18 protein-coding genes are annotated in these 16,522 nt (G+C 65.4%); 13 read left to right on the top strand and 5 right to left on the bottom strand.

Features of this window, described 5'->3' with window-relative positions; all coding sequences use genetic code 11:
- The coding region (gene lptD / locus VMI09_02625; protein HTQ23562.1) for an LPS assembly protein LptD at positions 1 to 1,851 on the top strand (1,851 nt) is incomplete at its 5' end.
- Between the two features lie 83 nt (positions 1,852 to 1,934).
- Positions 1,935 to 2,588 carry an NUDIX hydrolase N-terminal domain-containing protein gene (locus VMI09_02620; GenBank protein ID HTQ23561.1) on the top strand — a complete coding sequence of 218 codons (654 nt, stop codon included), beginning with the start codon at positions 1,935 to 1,937 and terminating at the stop codon, positions 2,586 to 2,588.
- Between the two features lie 34 nt (positions 2,589 to 2,622).
- On the opposite strand, the gene VMI09_02615 is transcribed toward VMI09_02620, so the two are convergent.
- On the bottom strand, positions 2,623 to 3,414 hold the full coding sequence (locus tag VMI09_02615; GenBank protein ID HTQ23560.1) for an ABC transporter permease: 792 nt from the start codon (positions 3,412 to 3,414) through the stop codon (positions 2,623 to 2,625).
- Positions 3,414 to 4,418: an ATP-binding cassette domain-containing protein gene (locus tag VMI09_02610; protein ID HTQ23559.1), complete on the bottom strand. Its 1,005-nt coding sequence runs from the start codon at positions 4,416 to 4,418 to the stop codon at positions 3,414 to 3,416. Before VMI09_02610 ends, VMI09_02615 begins: the two co-directional genes overlap by 1 nt.
- Positions 4,419 to 4,547: 129 nt before the next feature.
- Between VMI09_02610 and VMI09_02605 the strand changes: the two genes are divergently transcribed.
- The 3 genes from VMI09_02605 to VMI09_02595 all read left to right on the top strand — a co-directional run bounded on the left by VMI09_02605 (position 4,548) and on the right by VMI09_02595 (position 7,957).
- The gene (locus tag VMI09_02605; protein ID HTQ23558.1) at positions 4,548 to 5,357 is read left to right on the top strand and encodes a class I SAM-dependent methyltransferase; all 810 of its coding nucleotides are present in this window, start codon (positions 4,548 to 4,550) and stop codon (positions 5,355 to 5,357) included.
- Between the two features lie 162 nt (positions 5,358 to 5,519).
- Positions 5,520 to 6,815, top strand: a complete 1,296-nt coding sequence (locus VMI09_02600) for an MFS transporter (protein ID HTQ23557.1) — start codon at positions 5,520 to 5,522, stop codon at positions 6,813 to 6,815.
- A 101-nt stretch (positions 6,816 to 6,916) separates the two neighbouring features.
- Positions 6,917 to 7,957 (top strand): NAD(P)-dependent alcohol dehydrogenase, encoded by a 1,041-nt coding sequence (locus VMI09_02595; GenBank protein HTQ23556.1) that lies wholly within the window; start codon positions 6,917 to 6,919, stop codon positions 7,955 to 7,957.
- 4 nt (positions 7,958 to 7,961) lie between these two features.
- On the opposite strand, the gene VMI09_02590 is transcribed toward VMI09_02595, so the two are convergent.
- Genes VMI09_02590 through VMI09_02580 form a run of 3 tightly spaced genes read right to left on the bottom strand, consistent with a single transcriptional unit; the run spans position 7,962 to position 9,830 of the window.
- The gene (locus VMI09_02590) at positions 7,962 to 8,525 is read right to left on the bottom strand and encodes a hypothetical protein (GenBank protein HTQ23555.1); all 564 of its coding nucleotides are present in this window, start codon (positions 8,523 to 8,525) and stop codon (positions 7,962 to 7,964) included.
- A gap of 2 nt (positions 8,526 to 8,527) precedes the next feature.
- On the bottom strand, positions 8,528 to 9,139 hold the full coding sequence (locus VMI09_02585; GenBank protein HTQ23554.1) for a hypothetical protein: 612 nt from the start codon (positions 9,137 to 9,139) through the stop codon (positions 8,528 to 8,530).
- A 16-nt stretch (positions 9,140 to 9,155) separates the two neighbouring features.
- Complete coding sequence (locus VMI09_02580) at positions 9,156 to 9,830, bottom strand: hypothetical protein (GenBank protein ID HTQ23553.1); 675 nt, start codon at positions 9,828 to 9,830, stop codon at positions 9,156 to 9,158.
- Positions 9,831 to 10,390: 560 nt separating this feature from the next.
- On the opposite strand from VMI09_02580, the gene VMI09_02575 reads away from it, so the two are divergent.
- The 8 genes from VMI09_02575 to VMI09_02540 form a co-directional block, all read left to right on the top strand.
- Positions 10,391 to 11,545, top strand: a complete 1,155-nt coding sequence (locus tag VMI09_02575) for an amine dehydrogenase large subunit (protein ID HTQ23552.1) — start codon at positions 10,391 to 10,393, stop codon at positions 11,543 to 11,545.
- A 45-nt stretch (positions 11,546 to 11,590) separates the two neighbouring features.
- On the top strand, positions 11,591 to 12,139 hold the full coding sequence (locus VMI09_02570) for a MauE/DoxX family redox-associated membrane protein (GenBank protein HTQ23551.1): 549 nt from the start codon (positions 11,591 to 11,593) through the stop codon (positions 12,137 to 12,139).
- Positions 12,132 to 12,863 (top strand): methylamine dehydrogenase accessory protein MauD, encoded by a 732-nt coding sequence (gene mauD / locus VMI09_02565; GenBank protein HTQ23550.1) that lies wholly within the window; start codon positions 12,132 to 12,134, stop codon positions 12,861 to 12,863. The genes VMI09_02570 and mauD overlap by 8 nt, the downstream gene beginning before the upstream one ends.
- 15 nt (positions 12,864 to 12,878) lie before the next feature.
- Complete coding sequence (locus VMI09_02560; GenBank protein HTQ23549.1) at positions 12,879 to 13,406, top strand: methylamine dehydrogenase light chain; 528 nt, start codon at positions 12,879 to 12,881, stop codon at positions 13,404 to 13,406.
- Positions 13,407 to 13,432: 26 nt separating this feature from the next.
- Complete coding sequence (locus VMI09_02555) at positions 13,433 to 13,891, top strand: cytochrome c (GenBank protein ID HTQ23548.1); 459 nt, start codon at positions 13,433 to 13,435, stop codon at positions 13,889 to 13,891.
- Between the two features lie 14 nt (positions 13,892 to 13,905).
- Positions 13,906 to 14,382 (top strand): cytochrome c, encoded by a 477-nt coding sequence (locus VMI09_02550; protein HTQ23547.1) that lies wholly within the window; start codon positions 13,906 to 13,908, stop codon positions 14,380 to 14,382.
- A gap of 21 nt (positions 14,383 to 14,403) precedes the next feature.
- Positions 14,404 to 15,831: a pyridoxal-dependent decarboxylase gene (locus VMI09_02545; GenBank protein HTQ23546.1), complete on the top strand. Its 1,428-nt coding sequence runs from the start codon at positions 14,404 to 14,406 to the stop codon at positions 15,829 to 15,831.
- 178 nt (positions 15,832 to 16,009) lie between these two features.
- The coding region (locus VMI09_02540; protein ID HTQ23545.1) for a helix-turn-helix domain-containing protein at positions 16,010 to 16,522 on the top strand (513 nt) is incomplete at its 3' end.

Here is a 16,522-nt window from a genome sequence, read left to right as displayed (position 1 = left end):
ATTTTCCCGGCCGACAGCTCGCGCCAGACCGGCTTTCTGAGCCCGCGCGTCGGTTATTCGGGACTGCGCGGCGCGCAGTACATGCAGCCCTTCTATTGGGCGATCAACAAGAGTTCGGACGCGACGTTCGCGCTCGACGTCGAGACCAACCAGCGCGTCGGGTTGTTCAACGAGTATCGCCTGCAAAACGGAGTCGACGATTATCTGCGGGTTGATACGGCCTACGTCAACGAAGGCCTGCGTTCGCAGGCCTCGCGCGTCAACGACGTCGTCGACTACCAGATTGCCGACCCGCACATCCCGATCGACCGCTACGACGTCATCGCGATGATGCGCCAACATATCACGCCGGATCTGGTGGCTTACGGCGACGCGATCTCGGTCAGCGACAGCCTCTACCTGCGCGAGATGAACATCTGGACGCTCTCCAAGGGCTTCGGCAACGGCTACAATACGATGCGCGACGCGCCCGCGCACTTCGGGCTGCTCGACAGCTTCGAGGACGGCTACGCCCAGTTCGGCGGAACGTGGAACCAGGACCTGATCCAGCCGCAGGAGTTCGCGCTGCAGCGGCTGCCGGAATTCCTGCTCAGCGGACGGCGCGAGCTGCTTGGCGGACTTGCCTACGCCGACTACGACGTCGAAGCCGACAACTTCTGGCGTTCCTCGGGCGTGACGGGTCTGCGTCTGGACGTCAATCCGCAGATCACGGTGCCGTGGCGGCTCGGCGATTATCTCTTCGGGTGGGGCGCGGTCGGAACTCACGAAACCGTTTACGATACCTCCGGTCATCAGATCGCGATCATTCCCGTAGGCACCGACGGACTTAAGTGGAACAACGGTCTGACGCTCGGACCGTTGGTCGGCGGCGGGTTGAGAGGGCGTCAGGTGCCGTACTTCAACGTCGGCGCGAAGACCATCCTCGAGAAGGTTTACAACGTCGATTGGAAATCGATCGACAAGCTCAAGCACACCTTCGAGCCGTTCGCGTACTACGCCTACGTGCCGAACATTAACCAGAACGACTATCCCCTCTTCGACGAGATTGACCGTATCAATGCGCGCAGCCTGATTACCTTCGGCGTGACCTCCCGCCTCTACGCTCACTCGGCGTCTCACCCGGCGATGCCGCAGGGCGATGTATCTCAGAGCGACGCCGCCCAGGAGCAGGAGGATGAAGAGCTCGAGGGCGATATGCCGCTGCCGGCGGTGGCGGCCCAGCCCGGGATGGCACGCGAGCTGGCCGAGTTCCAGGTTCTCCAGGCATACGACACCGCCCATGCGGTGGCGCAGGGCGGCTCGCGATGGTCCGACCTGCAGGCCTCAGCTATCGTGCTCGCGACCAACTGGCTTTCGATGGGCTCGCAACTCGGTTACGATCCGCGCGACACGAGCATCACCTATTCCAGCATCTACTTCACGATGCAGCCGCCATGGGCGCTGTACACGCCGCCCAGCCTCTACATGGGGCGCGCGCTGTCGGGCTCCTTCCTGCAGCTCTCATACAATTACATCGAGCCCGGCCCAACCGCGGCTCAGCCGAACGTCAACTCGAGCTTCTACGAGTTCGTCACGCTCCGCGCCTACTACGACCTGATCGACCGGGTGGGGTTGTTCTTCGCGCCATCCTACGACCTCGCCAATTCCAAGATGCTTTCGACCGAATACGGCGTACGCATCAAGTCGCCCTGCAACTGCTGGGCGGTTGACGTGGGCGTGACCAATTCGATCAACCCGAGCGAAACACAGGTGCAGTTCATGGTAACGCTGGGCGGCGTCGGCTCGGTCGGGCAGAATCCCTTCGGGCGCAGTCCCTTCCAGCACGCTACGAGCGTGTTGCCCGGTCTGTAGCAGGTCCCGGCTTTCCGGAGATCCTGGCGCGACGGGCGCCGGGCGTCTCCGGCCGCGATGCGCAGCCGCATGAGCGCGATCCTTTGAGTACGATCCTTGCCGCGATTGTTCACTTCGTCGAACGCACCGCTGCGATCGCGTGCACCGGCCTTGCCTTCAATCCTCACGGCTTCGACGCCGAGCGCTACGAGGAGCTTTTGCGCGAAGCGGCCGCGATGCGCGCGGCGCTGGACGGCGCGAGCCCCGAGGAGGCCGCCGATCTCCTGCGCCGCTGGCGCGCCGAAGTGCGCGACGGCTACGACGGCTACGTGACCACGGCAACGGGATGCGGCGTGATCGCGTTTAATTCAGTCGGCGAAGTGCTGATGATCGAGCGTCCCAACGGCCGCTGGTGGTATCCGACGGGGTTTTGCGAGGTCGGGATGTCGCCGGCGGAGAACGTGGCCAAGGAGGCGGCGGAGGAAACCGGGCTCATCGTGCGCCCGCTTTGCCTGATGGCGGTCATCGACAGCCGCAAGGCCGGCTCCGCGCACCGCCACATCTATTCGCATCTCTTCTACTGTCGTATCGAGGGCGGCGGGCTCAGGCCCAATCCGCTCGAGGCGTTAAGCGCCGGTTTCTTTCCGTTGGAACGGCTCCCCGAGCCACTTCACGGAGCCGACCGCAAATGGATCGGGCTTGCGCGCGAGTTCCATTTCGAGGGACGCCGCGAGACCTACTTCGACCCCATAGCTTGACGGGGGGCGCCGCGGCGCTTTGCGCGGCGGCGGCTTAGACGGCGGCGACCTGGCTGCGCTGGGCGACGCGCGCCGCAAGCCACATCGCGGCCGCTGCAAACGCCACACTAACAGCGATCGACAATCCTGCGCCCGGCAGCGCACTCAGGGTCTGCGGCGCGCCCAGGTAGAGCGCGCGCCTCAGCGCCGCCATCCCGTAGGTCAGCGGATTCAGCCGCATGATCCAGCGCAGCCACACGGGTGCGCCCGCGGCGGGAAAGAAGGCGCCGGAGAGGAACCAGATCGGCACCAGGATCGAGTTCATGATCAGATGAAAGCCGCGCGTCGATTCGATGCGCCACGCGATCAGAAGACCGACGCAGTTGAACGCGAACGCAATGATGGTCATCACCGTAATCGAGGCGGCGACGGCCGCGGCGCCCAGATGAATTCCGGCGAGCGGCGCCAGCGCGAGAAACACGCATCCCTGGAACAGCGCGAGCGTGGTCCCGCCGAGCGCCTGACCCGCGACCACAGTGTCGCGCGCGATCGGCGCCACCAGAACGCCCTGCAGGAATCCCTGGCGGCGGTCGTCGACGGTCGCGATGGTGGCGAAAATCGCGGTGAACAGCAGCACCAGCATGATCACGCCGGGATAGAAGTACTGGACGTAATCGGTTCCTGACGGCATACCGCTCGGTTTGAACGAGGCTCGAAACCCCCATCCGATCAGCACCCAGAAAATCAGCGGCTGGACGAAGGATCCGATAATCACGCTACGCTGGCGGCGAAAGCGCACTATCTCGCGCCACCAGAGCGTCCCCACCTGCAGTACGATCCGGCCCATCAGCGGCGGTCCTCCTCCTCGGGCGTGCGGGCGACGAAACGATGGCCGGTCAGATGCACGAAAACGTCCTCCAGCGTGGGCCGGCCGAAAGTCACCGATTCGATCTCGCCGCCGAATTCGTCAACCAGCCGCGCCACCATCTCGTGCCCGCGCGGACGCTCGATCCTGAGCGTGCCGTCGACCAGCGCCGCGCTCAGCTGAAATCGATCGGCGATCTTTCGCGCGAGCGCCGCGGGCTCCGCCGCGTTTATCACCATAACGTCGCCGCCGACCCGCTGCTTGAGCTCGCCCGGCGGCGCGATCGCCACCAGCCGGCCCTGGTCGAGGATGCCGATACGGTCGCAGCGCTCGGCCTCTTCCATGTAGTGCGTCGTGAGCACGACCGTCACGCCGTCGCTGTTGCGCAGGCGCCCGAGCAGGTTGAAGAACTCCCGCCTCGCCGCGGGGTCAAGGCCGGTGCTCGGCTCGTCGAGCAACAGCAGTTGCGGCTCGTGCAGGAGCGCTTTGGCCAGCTCGACCCGCCGGCGCAATCCGCCCGAGAGCGCTTCGGCCAGTTCGCCTGCGCGATCGCTCACGTCGAAGCGCGCGAGCATCGCCTGCGCGCGCTCTTTGAGCCGCGCGCCGCGCATCCCGTACAGGTTGCCGTGGATGATAAGGTTCTCGGTCACGGTCAGCTTGCCGTCGAGGCTCGGACTCTGGAAAACGACGCCGATCCCGCCCCGAAGCGCCTGGGTCGCGCCGCGCAGGTCGTAGCCCAGGATGCGCGCGCTGCCGGATTGTACCGGCACCAGCGTCGAGAGCAGCCGGAAAAGCGTGCTCTTGCCGCCGCCGTTGGGCCCAAGGAAGCCGAAGATTTCGCCGCGCGCGATCGTGAATTCGACCCCGGCGAGCGCCTGCCGCTCGCCGTAGCTGAAGCCAAGGCTTCGCGCTTCGATCGCGGGCTCGGCGGAACTCTGCGTGGCGCGCTGGGCGGGCGACGCGCCTGTAAGTGCTGAAGCGCTCATGTGATGGACTCGGCTTAGATTATTCCGTTAGCGGGCGGAGGTATCAATCGTTCGTGACGGATTGGGCTCCGAGACGTAACGAGGGTGCGATTGCGTAGAGGCATCGGCTCGGCTAAAGCCTTGACCCTTGTGGGGAAAAAGCGCCGCACGCGAGTCGATTTCTTCGAGCTGTTCGATCGAACGGCGAACGCCCGCCTGCTCGACATCCCGGCCGGCGCGGGCGGCGAGTCGGCGCGGCTCGAGCGCATGGGCTTCCAGGTCGTCTCGCTTGATCTCTTCCCGCCGGCCCGGAGCGCGGCGGCCGCGCGATGGGTTCGCGCGGACTGCAACGCGCCGCTTCCGTTTTGCGCCGGCGCCTTCGACGCCGTGCTCTCGCGCGAAGGTATTGAACATTTTGAAGGCCAGGCCGGCTTTGTGCGGGAGTGCGCGCGCGTGCTCAGGCCCGGCGGCCGGATCGTGCTGACCACGCCCAACGTGATGCATCTGAGCGCGCGGGTGAGCGCGATGCTGACCGGGCAGCGGACGATGCGCCGCGGGCTCGCCAATGAAGTCGAGACCCTGCGCGCGCGCTCCGCCGGCCGCTACTATCACGGGCACATCTTCCTTATCGACTACTTCCGTTTGCGCTACCTGATGCGGCTTGCCGGGTTCGGCGCGCTCGAATTTTACACCGATCGCCTGAGCCCCTCCTCGATCGCGCTCGCGCCAATGGCGCTGCCGATGTATCTGGCCTCGCGCGCCGCGGTCGGCGCGTTCGCGCGCAAGGCGCGCCAGCATCGCCGCGCCGTGGCGCCGCCGGAGCTGACCGACGAAATCCTGCGCCAGGTTTTCTCGCCCGCGCTGCTCTTCGGCAAACGGATGATCGTCACTGCAGTTCGCGAGGCCGATCCGGAGCGGAGCGCCTCCGGTGCAGGCGATTCGCCGTCGTTAACAGGATAGTATGAAAACGCTCGCAAGCGTGGGAGACGATGGCGATAACGGCGGGAGGAACGGTGAGGATCGCGGTGACGGTTGCGGGCCCGTGTATCGGAAGTGTGAAGATTCGCGCAGGCCGGACGACCGGCGCGGCGGCGAGCGCGGCGATATGCGCGGAGGAATCTGATGGATGACGCGCAGGCGCAGCGCCAGACCATGGCGGCGGCGAACGGAGTCAACGATGCCCCGCGCCATCCGCGCGCGTACCTGTGGCAGTTGCTCGGCCTGCTGATACCGGCGACCATTTTCGAAGGCTACGACATCACGATTTTCCATCTCTGCACGCCCGACATCGCCACGACCTTTCACCTTGGGAACCAGGCCATCGGCGTGATCGCCTCGATCGTGCGACTCGGCACGGTGATGTCGTTCCTGGTGATCTCGTGTGGAGACCGCGTCGGACGCAAGCCGGTCATTTCGGTGACGGTGCTGGGCTATGGCCTGTTCACCCTGTTCACCGGACTTTCGCGTGGGCTTTTCACCTTCACCCTGTTCCAGAGTTGCTCGCAGGTGTTCCTGGCCAGCGAGTTCGGCATGGCGATCATCATTATCAGCGAGGAGTTTCCGGACGACCTGCGTGGCCGAGCGATCGCCGGCTTTCACATGGCGGCATTCGTCGGCGTGGCCATCGCGGGCCAATTATACGGCTACGTGGCGGAGTCGGCGTGGGGCTGGCGCGGGATGTACCTGCTGGGCATCGCGCCGCTTCTGCTGGTGGCGTTTCTGCGCCGGTACGTGCGCGAGACCGCGCGCTTCCAGGCCCATCGCGCTTCGCTGTCGGTTCATCCGGGATGGCGCGAAACGCTGCGCGGTCATATCAAGCTTTTTCGCGGGCCCTATCGCGGACGCCTCATCCTGGTCGCGATGCTCGCCAACACCGTCGGCTTCGTCGGCGGTCCGACGATTACTTACTTCAGCCTCTACGCCAAGCGCGATCATCATTGGACCTCTTCGCAGGTGGGTGCGGCGGTGATCGCGGCCTACCTGATGGCGACGGTGGGGACGATGCTGTGCGGCTACCTGCTCGACCTGGTGGGGCGCCGGCTGACGACGAGCATCTTTTACCTGGCCGCCGGAATTTCCATGGTGATGCTGTTCCAGTCCTCGCATCACCACATGATCATGCTGGGGTTCATGGCTACGATGTTCGCCTACCAGGGCTCTCGCGCCGCGACCGCGGCGCTCTCGGCCGAATTGTTTCCCACCGCGATTCGCGCGGCCGGCTACAGCAGCACTATCCAGACGCTCGGCCAGCTCGCATGGTTCATCAGCCCGGTGCTCGTCGGGACCCTGTCGCTGTTCGTGGGCGGACTGGGCAACGCGGCGTCGCTCTGCGCGATCGGGCCGATCCTCGGCGCGGTGATGATTCTGCTCTATGCGCCGGAGACGCGCGGCAAGACGCTCGAGGAGATGGCGCTCTAGCGCCTCGCGTCCACGGTTGACCCCGCACGCGCGCGGGGTGTAAACGGCAGTTGGCCGCGCGCGGACGCGACGGAAACTCCGGCGAAAGGCGGTTCACAACCATGAAAGCTGCGGTTTTGCACGAGTACGATGAAGCTCTGAAGCGGCCCGACTTCGTGCGCTACGGGGAAGTGCCGGAGCCGAAGATCGAAAAGCCCACCGACGTGATCGTGCGGATCGGCGGTGCGGGCGTGTGCCGCACCGACCTCCACGTGATCGAGGGACTGTGGCGCAGCATGATTCCCGTCAAGCTCCCTTACATCATGGGGCACGAGAACGCGGGCTGGATCGAGGAGGTCGGCAGCGCGGTCGAGATGGTCAAGCGCGGCGACCCGGTCATCTGCCATCCGCTTTCCAGCACGGGCGAGACGCTCGCCGCGCGCCGCGGCAACGACATGCATGGCGGCGGAGCGTTCCCGGGCCTGGACTCCAACGGCGGCTACGCCGAATTGCTCAGGACCAGCATGCGCGCGTTGATCAAGCTGCCGCAGACGCTTGCGCCCAAGGACGTCGCCCCGCACGCTGACGCCGGCATCACTGCTTATCACGCGGCCAAAAAAGCCTCGCGCAACCTGCTGCCGGGCGATTGGGCGGTGATAATCGGCGCGGGCGGCCTCGGCCATATCGGCATTCAGGTCCTGCGCGCGCTCAGCCCGGCGGTGATCGTCGTGGTCGACCGCTCGGACCTCGCACTTGGACTGGCCCGCGAATGCGGCGCCGATCATGTTGTCAAATCCGACGGCAACGAGGTCGAAGCGGTCCAGCAACTGACCGGCGGCGGCGGAGCGCAGGCGGTGATCGATTTCGTGGGCGAAGGCGATGCGGTCGCCAAGGGGCTGAAGATGACCGCCAACGCGGGCTACTACTACGTCGTCGGCTACGGCGGCAAGATCGAGATTCCCACGATGGAGATGGTCGCGACCGAAAAGACCATCGTGGGCAACCTGGTCGGCACCTATCCCGACCTGGTCGAACTGATGGCGCTTGCCGACCGCGGTAAGGTGACGCTCGCTACGCGGGAGTATCGTCTGAGCGACGCGAATACGGCCCTGCACGATCTGGTGGCCGGGAAGGTCAAGGGCCGCGCGGTGCTGATTCCGTAGGGCCTCAGTAGGCGCGTTCGACCCGGAAACTGCCCCGCTCGATAAAGCCGCCGCCCTGCATGCACAAGTAGGAACCGCTCAGTTTCACCGCCGGCGCCGCCATGCTGCCCGCTGACGGCCTTCCGTTGAACAAACAGCTTGATCCGTCGGGCAGCATCACGCGGAGGGCCGCGCCGCCGTCGCGCACCTTGCCGTCGGCGATCGTGCCCGTGGTGTTGGTATCCCGGCAGTCCATGTTGCCGGTCGCGCAGGTGTACTGGCCGGTGAGTTTGGATCCCTCCTGAAACATCCTGAGCGTGATCTTCTGCACCGCGTTGCATCGCGTGATATCGGGCTGAAACGGCATACAGCTCGCGGTCGAGGTTCCCTCCCAAAGCCCCGTGTACCCCTGCTCGGTGGCGGCGCCGGAGTCGGCGGGCGAAGCGCTCGCAGCGCCCGGCGGCGTGGCGCTGGAGGGGGCATTTTGCGGCGGTTCACCGGCCGCGCATCCGGCCACAATCGCGAGCCCGGCCAGCGCCGTCCACCATCGGATTGCGCGCCGGCGCTTGGCGATGATTTCTCGCCACATCATCAACTCCAGACCCCGAGCAGTTCCAGCGTGCGCGCGGTGCTGCGCAATAGCGGCATGAGCACCAGATGCGCGAGGCGCCCGAATGGCAGCCAGATCATCAGGAATTCGACGCTCAACAGATGAGCCGTCAGGAGCGCGGCATATGGGCGCATGAGCGAGGCCCCGCCGACGTGCGGAAACGCGAGCATCCCTGTGACCAGCGGCGTCAGCACGACCGTCCACGTGAAGTATTCGTCGAGCCGCGCCGGCCAGGCCGCGCGCGTCTCGTCGGGCGGCCGATGGAGCAGTACCGCGACCATCGCGACCACCGTGACCGAGCCCGCAAACCAGACCAGGCCGATCGGCAGGCCGGGCCAGCCAACTCCGGTCAGATCGCTCACCAGCACGATGTGCGGTGCGAAACCGAAGAGCACGATCAGCAGCCCAGCGTGCATCACGTAGCTCTCGATTTGCCAGTGCCCGCGGCCCAGCCAGAATTGTTTGCGCGCCCAATAGAGATCGCGCTCGGCCGGGCTGAAGATGAAAGCGCCCAGCCGCACGCAAAAACCGAAGACCATGATCACAAGCGCCCAGTGGAGAGCGGGGCCGCGGGCAAAGGCGATCCAGTCCATCGTTAAGTCCCCCGTCTCAGCCCTTGCGCCGCCGACGCAGGCGCCGCCGCCGCCATCCGCCTAACACCGCCCCCGCCAGCAGACCCAGGAGTGCAGCGTCGCGCCAGGTGCGCCCGCGATTCCAGTCCTCGCCGGCCGCCGCGGGCGCCAGTTGGAAAGTGGGACTCATCCGCACCATCACGACGTGACAATCGAAGCAAGCCATCCGGCGCAGCGGATGGGTTTTCCCGTGCCAGAACGCTTCGTCATGACACTGAAGGCAGGCCCGGTTGTTGCGCTCGATGGTCTGTCCCTGATCGATTCGGAACTCCGCCATCCCGCCCACACCCAGCCCTCCGCCCGATTCCGCATGGTCGCTGGCGGGGCCGTGGCATCCCTCGCAGCCTTTGCGCTCGAGGTCGTTCTCCGGCTTGACCAGGAACAGCCGACCCATCTTGGTCTTGGCGAATTCGAGCGATAGCTCGAGGTGGCAGGCGTAGCAATAAACGGTGCCGACGTAATGCGGCGGCCGCCTTGCGGCGCCGGCGCCCGGTTGTATGGCATCAGCCGACGGGGCGTTTGCGGCGGGCCCGGGCGCGGCAAGGGAGCGGCCTTCAGCGGCGACCGTTATCGCCAACGCGATCAGCGTTAGCGCGGCGATGATCACGAAAGCGGCAGTCGTCCCCTCAGAGGCTGATCGGTGTTTCTTCATCGCCGAGCCGGATCCGCGCGCGGTCGCGTAACAGACGCTTGTGACCGCTTTGAGGCCGTTCGTCAACCGTCGCCCTGGCTCGTCCGATTCGCCAGCGCCGGGACGCAGCGTGGGAGTGCCTCGCGGAGAGGCTGCTTCCGCCCCAAGTGCCGAATTTCCCCTGAATCGGCGTTTGATTGTCGGGCGACCCTGCGGTAGGTTTCCGCGTGGAAAGAAGCTTCGTCGGCGGGCGTAGCGAGTTGCGTCTGAGTCAGCCTGAGGGCCGCAGGATAGAGAGGCCGCTCGGTTCGGCCATTGAAACGGCTTGGACGAGGCTGCCTCAACGCGGGGCAAAAGCCCGACAGGCGAGCAGGACCAGCGCTCTCGACCGACGATGGGCCGTGTGAAATTGCCCAGTTCGCTCTGGCACCCGGGTTGCTTTTGGGGCTGACCGAGTTCGACCGGAGGTTGGCGTCCTCCGTCGGATTCTCGAGATGGGGAGCAACCCGTTCGGGGTCAGCACGAGTTGGTAAGAGCCGGGCGGGGAGCCGCATTTTCCGACTTGTATGGGAGCAGCTGAGATGGCCAAACGCGGCGCGTTTATCATTGCGATCTTCCTGGGGCTGTTGGCCTTGTGTGGATCCGGCGCGCTGGCCCAGTTGCCGCCCGAGGAAGGCGTCAAGGTGCGGGAGTTGCCGCCGGCCGGGCCGCACTGGGTATTCGTGATGAACCCGTTCAGCGGCACTCTGCAGGTGACGAGCGTGTTCGCCGTCGACGGGGACTCGCTCCAGGTGCTCGGTCAGATGACCGGCGGCATCACCAGCGCGTTCGCGGTGGCGCCGGATCACAAGCAGTTCTACATGGCCGATACTTACTATTCGCGGGGCGCGCGCGGCGACCGCACCGACGTGCTGACCATCTACGACGCGCGTCACCTGGCGCCGGTCGGCGAAGTGATTCTGCCGACCAAGCGCCAGCTCTCGATCCCGGACAGCTCGGAGATGACCGTGACGTCGGACGGCCGCTTTGTGCTGGTCGCCAATCTGACTCCCGCGACCTCGGTCACCGTGGTTAACACCCAGAACCGAAGCGTCGCGGGCGAGATCGAAACTTCCGGATGCGCCGAAGTCCTGATCGCAGGAGAGCGGCGCTTCGTTTCGGTCTGCAGCGACGGCACGATGCTGACCACGGAGTTCAGCGACGACGGCAAGGCGACGGCGCAAAAGCGCACCGCCAAGCCCTTCTTCGACATCGAGAAAGACCCCGTCTTCGGCGTGCCGGCGCGGGTGGGCGACGACGCCTACTTCGTCAGCTACCGCGGGATGGTTTATCCGATGGGCCTCGGCTCCACTCCGGCTGAGCCGGGCGAACCGTGGCCGCTTTTGAGCGAGGACGAGAAGCAGGCGGGATGGCTGCCGGGCGGTTATCAGCCGATCTGGGCCAACGCCGCCAAGGGCTTGCTCTTCGTCCTGATGCATCGGGGAGGAGGCGACTGGACGCACAAGAATCCAGGCACCGAGGTCTGGGTGTATGACGTGAAAGTGAAAAAGCGCGTCGACCGGATCAAGCTGCCGCGGCAGGGCAATTCCATCCTGGTCAGCCAGGACGACGCGCCGACGCTCTATGTGCTGAGCGTGACGCCGGCCATTATGCAGACGTTCAGCGCGCTCGACGGCAGGTACCTCGGCACGATGACCGGTCTCTCCGGCGTGCCATGGGAGATGTTCGGGCTCTGACGCCGTGACGCCCCAGTCCGGCCCGTAGAGCGCGCACGGAGAAAGATGCCGCAGATTGACCCAGTGCTCGGATGGATGGCCGCGGCGGCTGCCGCCGCCATATTCGCGGCGTCGGGAGCGCTCAAGTTCTATGACCTGGAGAGCTTTCGCGGCGCGGTGACCAACTACCGGCTGATCCCGGAGTGGATGGCGACGCCGTTTGCCTGGATCGCGCCGGTGATCGAGTGCGCGGCCGCGCTCGGCCTCCTGCTGAGTCCTATCCGCGCGTCCGCCGCGCTTGTGCTGATCGTGCTGCTTGCGGTCTTCACCGGCGCAATCGCGATCAACCTCGCGCGCGGCCGCACGGATATCGATTGCGGATGTTTCGGGCCGGCGCTCCGCCAGCGCCTGAGCGGATGGTTGCTGCTCCGCAATGGCGTCCTGTTCGCGCTGCTCGCGCTCGCGCTGATGCCGGCCGGGGCGCGGGCGATGGATTTTCTCGACTTCGCCACCGTCGCGATGGCGGCGGCGACGATCGTGGTGCTTTATACCGCCGCCAACTACTTGATCGCGAACGCCCCCGGGCTTCGCGCGCTGGGTGCGCTGAATGCTTGAAGCGCTGGTGATTTCGCAGATTCTGCTGTGGGTGCTCGTGCTCTCGATGGCGCTGATGATGCTCGCGCTCCTCCGCCAGGTCGGCGTGCTGCACGAGCGGATCGCGCCGATGGGAGCGCTGACGCTCGACCGCGGACCCAAGGAAGGCGAGGCCGCGCCGCAGTTCGAAGTCAAGGACGTCCGCGGCACGCCCCTTCACCTGGGCGGCCCGCGCGGCCGCAGCATGCTGCTCTTCTTTCTCTCGCCTACCTGCCCGGTATGCAAAAAGCTGCTGCCGATCGTTAAATCGATTCAGCAGGCCGAGAGTTCGTGGCTCGACGTCATCCTCGCCAGCGACGGCGAACCGGTCGAGCACGAACGCTTCATCCGCACGCAGCATCTCGAGGATTTTCCCTACATCCTCTCGGCCGACGTCGGGATGACCTACCGGATCGGCAAGCTGCCCTATGGTGTGATGATCGACGACGCCGGAGTGATCCGGGCCAAGGGCCTGCTCAACACCCGCGAGCATCTGGAGAGCCTGATCGAGGCCAAGCAGATGGGAGTTCCGTCGATCCAGCAGTTCCTGCAGTCCCGGCAGGGCGAGGGCCACGAACCGCACGAACACTCTGAGGCCGACGCGCAAGATCATGGGCATGACCACAATCATGGGGACGATGCGGACGGCCACGGGCATAATCATGAAGGCGCGCGCGCCGCGGCAGGCAAGGGCGGACGCAAATAGGCGAGGAGGCGAACGATGGATACCCTGGTGGAACAGCTTACCCGCACGGTCGCGCAACGCACCTCGCGCCGCGGTTTCCTCGCCCGGATGGGCAAGCTGATGCTTGGCGGGATGGTCCTGCCGCTGCTGCCGATCGATCGAGTACTGGGCCGCGCCGACGCGCAGATGACGATGGGCGCCTATGGCACCGGGCGCACCGACGATCCTTCGACCTGCGACTACTGGCGCTATTGCGGCTTCGACGGCAACCTGTGCGGCTGCTGCGGCGGCAGTCATACGGAATGTCCCGCCGGTACCATCATGTCGCCGACCTCGTGGGTCGGCACCTGCCGCGACCCCAACGACGGCAAGGAATACATAATCGGCTATCGTGACTGCTGCGGCAAAGACGTATGCGGCCGCTGCTTCTGCGAAAACAACAAGGGCGACATGCCCATTTACAGGACTCAACTGGATAACGGAGTCATCTGGTGCTTCGGAACCAAACCTTCATCCTACGTCGTCAACTGCACGACGGCCGTCCGGCTCGGGCTCAAGACCTGAGCCCGCGGATTGGGCTGGCCGCGGCCGTGTGCCTGCTGTCACTCGCGGCCGGGACGCCGGCGGCGCAGGCGGACGGGCACAACACGTTCATCTCGAATTGCGCCGTCTGCCACCAGCCCGACGGCAAGGGCGCACCCTCGGTATATCCGCCGCTCGCCGACACGGTGGGCAAATACGTCGCGCTCAAGGATGGACGCGCGTACATAGTCGACGTCGTGTCCTTCGGCATGGGCGGCAAGATCGATTCCGGCGGCGACAGCTTCGAGGGTGACATGCCGCCGTGGCCACAGCTTAGCGACCAGGAAGTCGCCGAGGTGCTCACCTACGTGCTTACGAGCTTCAATGCCAAGGTGCTGCCGGCGGACTTCAAGCCTATTTCTCCCGACGAGGTCAAGACGGAACGCGCGAAGCAGCTTACCTCGGCCGCCGTTCACACCGAACGCGACGCGCTGATGAAGCAGTTGGGCGACAAGGCCGCCAAGTAGTACGCTTGGGCGATATGAAGCCGCGCGCTATCGCCGTCCTGATTGCCGCGCTCTCGTTTGCGGGCACGGCGCTGGCGGGCGGTTCGCCGGCAGAACTCTACACGCTCAACTGCTGGGGCTGTCACAAGCCGCGCGCCGAGGGTATCCCCGGCACGGTCCCGCGCCTGGCAAACTCGATGGGCTACTTCCTGCACGTGCCGGGCGGGCGCGAATACCTCGTCGAGGTCCCGGGCGTCGCCGCTTCATCGCTGAGCGACGCCGAAATCGCGGAGGTGCTCAACTGGCTATTGTTCACCTTCAATAAGGCTGAGACGCCGGCCGACTTCAAACCGTACACCGCTGCCGAGGTCGCAAAGTACCGGCCTCATCAGCTGATCGAAATCACTGAAACCCGCGACCGGCTGGTCAAACACCTGAAAGCCATGGGTCTCGTCGTCCCCGACGACCAGCTTGCGGGCGAGGCGCTGGCGGCGCCGCTCGCTCGACACTAGCCGGCGCCGCTGCAAGCCGCGATGGACGAACGCAAATTCGCTGAAGCGCTCGCTCGCGCGTCTGCGTGGGTCGCGCGCTACTTCGAGCGGACGCGGGATTTTCCGGTGCTTTCCCGCGTGCGCCCGGGCGAGATCGCCGCGGCGATGGCGTCCGCGATGCCCGAGGAGGGCGAAGATTTCGACGCGCTGCTCGACGACTTCGAGCGCATCGTCGTCCCCGGCATCACCCACTGGAATCATCCGCGCTTCTTCGCCTACTTCTCGATCACCGGGTCGGAGCCGGCCGTGCTGGCCGAATTGCTTGCCGCCGCGCTCAACGTCAACGGGATGCTCTGGCGGACGTCGCCGGCGGCGACCGAGGTCGAGGAAGTCGCGCTCAGGTGGCTGCGTGATGCTCTTGGATTGCCGCAGAGCTTCTTCGGCGTGGTTTACGACACCGCCAGCATTTCCGGCCTGCACGCGCTCGCGGCGGCGCGCGAGTCGCTCGGCCTTGACATGCGCAATCTGGGCATCGCCGGCCGCGACCTTCCGCGCCTGCGCGTGTACTGCACCGGCCAGACCCACTCGCACATCGAGAAGGACGCGATCCTGCTGGGTATCGGGCGAGAAAACGTGGTCAAGGTCTCGACCGACGATGCGTTCAGGATGGATCCGGCGGCGCTCGACCGTGCGATCGCCGAAGATCGCGCGCGCGGCTTTTTGCCGATGGCCGTGGCGGCGACGGTCGGCACGACCTCGACCACCTCGGTCGATCCGGTCCCCGCGATCGCGAGCGTCTGCCGCGCGCATCGCGTGTGGCTGCACGTTGACGCGGCCTACGCGGGTCCGGCCGCGATCGTGCCGGAACTGCGCTGGCTGCTCGACGGCGCCGAGGCGGCCGACTCGCTGGTGGTCAATCCGCACAAGTGGATGTTCGTGCCGGTCGATCTTTCGGTGCTTTACACGCCCCACGAGGCGCTGCTCCGCCGCGCGTTCAGCCTGGTCCCGGCCTACCTCGAAACTCCCGAGAGCGAGGTGCACAACTATATGGACTACGGCGTGCAGTTGGGCCGTCGCTTTCGCGGGCTGAAGCTATGGTTCGTGCTGCGCGCCTATGGGCGGCGCAGAATTGTCGAGATCCTTCGCAGTCACGTGGCCTGGACGCAGGAACTGGCGCGATGGATCCGCGAAGCCGGCGATTTCGAAATCATGGCGCCGCATCCGCTCTCGGTCGTGTGCTTTCGCCACCTGCCCGCGCGCCTTGCGCAAAACGCCGTCGCGCTGGACGAGCACAATCAGCGCGTGACCGAAGAGATCAATCGCAGCGGGTTCGCATTTCTCTCAACCACGCGCCTCGGCGAGCGCGTCGCGATCCGCTTCGCGATCGGGAACGCGCGCACCACGCAGGCCGACGTGCGCGAGACCTGGGACCAGCTGCTCGGTACGGCCCGCCGCCTCGCCAACGCCTGAACGCGCGATTACTGCCGCGATGCCTGTCCCTGCTAAAAGCTCCGAAAGCTTCGAGAAGTCTGGTGATATTTCCTGTCTGTGGCGAATTGCTGAATCTTGCAGAAAACACTTCAGCAGCGCAATCTTGTGAATCCTTCACTTACCCTTAAAGTTCGCTCTCATGCGAGAACTATTCATCTTGATCGCCCATCTGTTAGTGACCCTGGCAAAGCTTGGCAGTCGGGGCGGCCTTGGCGCGGTGGTGGCCGAATCACTGGCGGTCAAACACCAGCTGCTCATCATGAAGCGTGCGCAGCGGCGTGCGCCGAATCTGACCTCATGGGATCCGCTGGTGCTGGGAGTTCGCGCGCTTTTGGGGTCACCCAAACGCCTGAGCAAGATGGCTGTGATACTAAAGCCTTCCACCCTTCTGCGCTTTCATTCCGTGCTGGTGAGACGCAAGTATCGCCTGCTCTATGGCCCGAGAAAGCGCCGGCGCCCCGGACCCAAAGGTCCATCAAAAGAACTCATTGGTGTGGTTATCGAGATGAAGCGGCGAAATCCCCGCTTCGGCTGCCGCAAGATTGCCGAGCAAATATCGAGAGCATTCGCTGTCGAGATCAATAAAGATATCGTCCGACGCATACTCATCCAGCACTACAGACCGATGCCAGGCGGTGATGGTCCTTCTTGGCTCACCGTCATCGGCCAC

Source organism: Candidatus Binataceae bacterium (assembly GCA_035500095.1).
GTDB lineage: Bacteria > Desulfobacterota > Binatia > Binatales > Binataceae > JAKAVN01.
Note: the sequence above shows the minus strand (reverse complement) of the source record. Positions and strands in the feature narration are given on the sequence as shown.

Coding starts and splice junctions, on each gene's coding strand:
- VMI09_02615 (HTQ23560.1), bottom strand. CDS start 3,414: ATGGGCCGGATCGTACTGCAGGTGGGGACGCTCTGGTGGCGCGAGATA.
- VMI09_02610 (HTQ23559.1), bottom strand. CDS start 4,418: ATGAGCGCTTCAGCACTTACAGGCGCGTCGCCCGCCCAGCGCGCCACG.
- VMI09_02600 (HTQ23557.1), top strand. CDS start 5,520: ATGGATGACGCGCAGGCGCAGCGCCAGACCATGGCGGCGGCGAACGGA.
- VMI09_02595 (HTQ23556.1), top strand. CDS start 6,917: ATGAAAGCTGCGGTTTTGCACGAGTACGATGAAGCTCTGAAGCGGCCC.
- VMI09_02590 (HTQ23555.1), bottom strand. CDS start 8,525: ATGTGGCGAGAAATCATCGCCAAGCGCCGGCGCGCAATCCGATGGTGG.
- VMI09_02585 (HTQ23554.1), bottom strand. CDS start 9,139: ATGGACTGGATCGCCTTTGCCCGCGGCCCCGCTCTCCACTGGGCGCTT.
- VMI09_02580 (HTQ23553.1), bottom strand. CDS start 9,830: ATGAAGAAACACCGATCAGCCTCTGAGGGGACGACTGCCGCTTTCGTG.
- VMI09_02575 (HTQ23552.1), top strand. CDS start 10,391: ATGGCCAAACGCGGCGCGTTTATCATTGCGATCTTCCTGGGGCTGTTG.
- VMI09_02570 (HTQ23551.1), top strand. CDS start 11,591: ATGCCGCAGATTGACCCAGTGCTCGGATGGATGGCCGCGGCGGCTGCC.
- mauD (HTQ23550.1), top strand. CDS start 12,132: ATGCTTGAAGCGCTGGTGATTTCGCAGATTCTGCTGTGGGTGCTCGTG.
- VMI09_02560 (HTQ23549.1), top strand. CDS start 12,879: ATGGATACCCTGGTGGAACAGCTTACCCGCACGGTCGCGCAACGCACC.
- VMI09_02550 (HTQ23547.1), top strand. CDS start 13,906: ATGAAGCCGCGCGCTATCGCCGTCCTGATTGCCGCGCTCTCGTTTGCG.
- VMI09_02545 (HTQ23546.1), top strand. CDS start 14,404: ATGGACGAACGCAAATTCGCTGAAGCGCTCGCTCGCGCGTCTGCGTGG.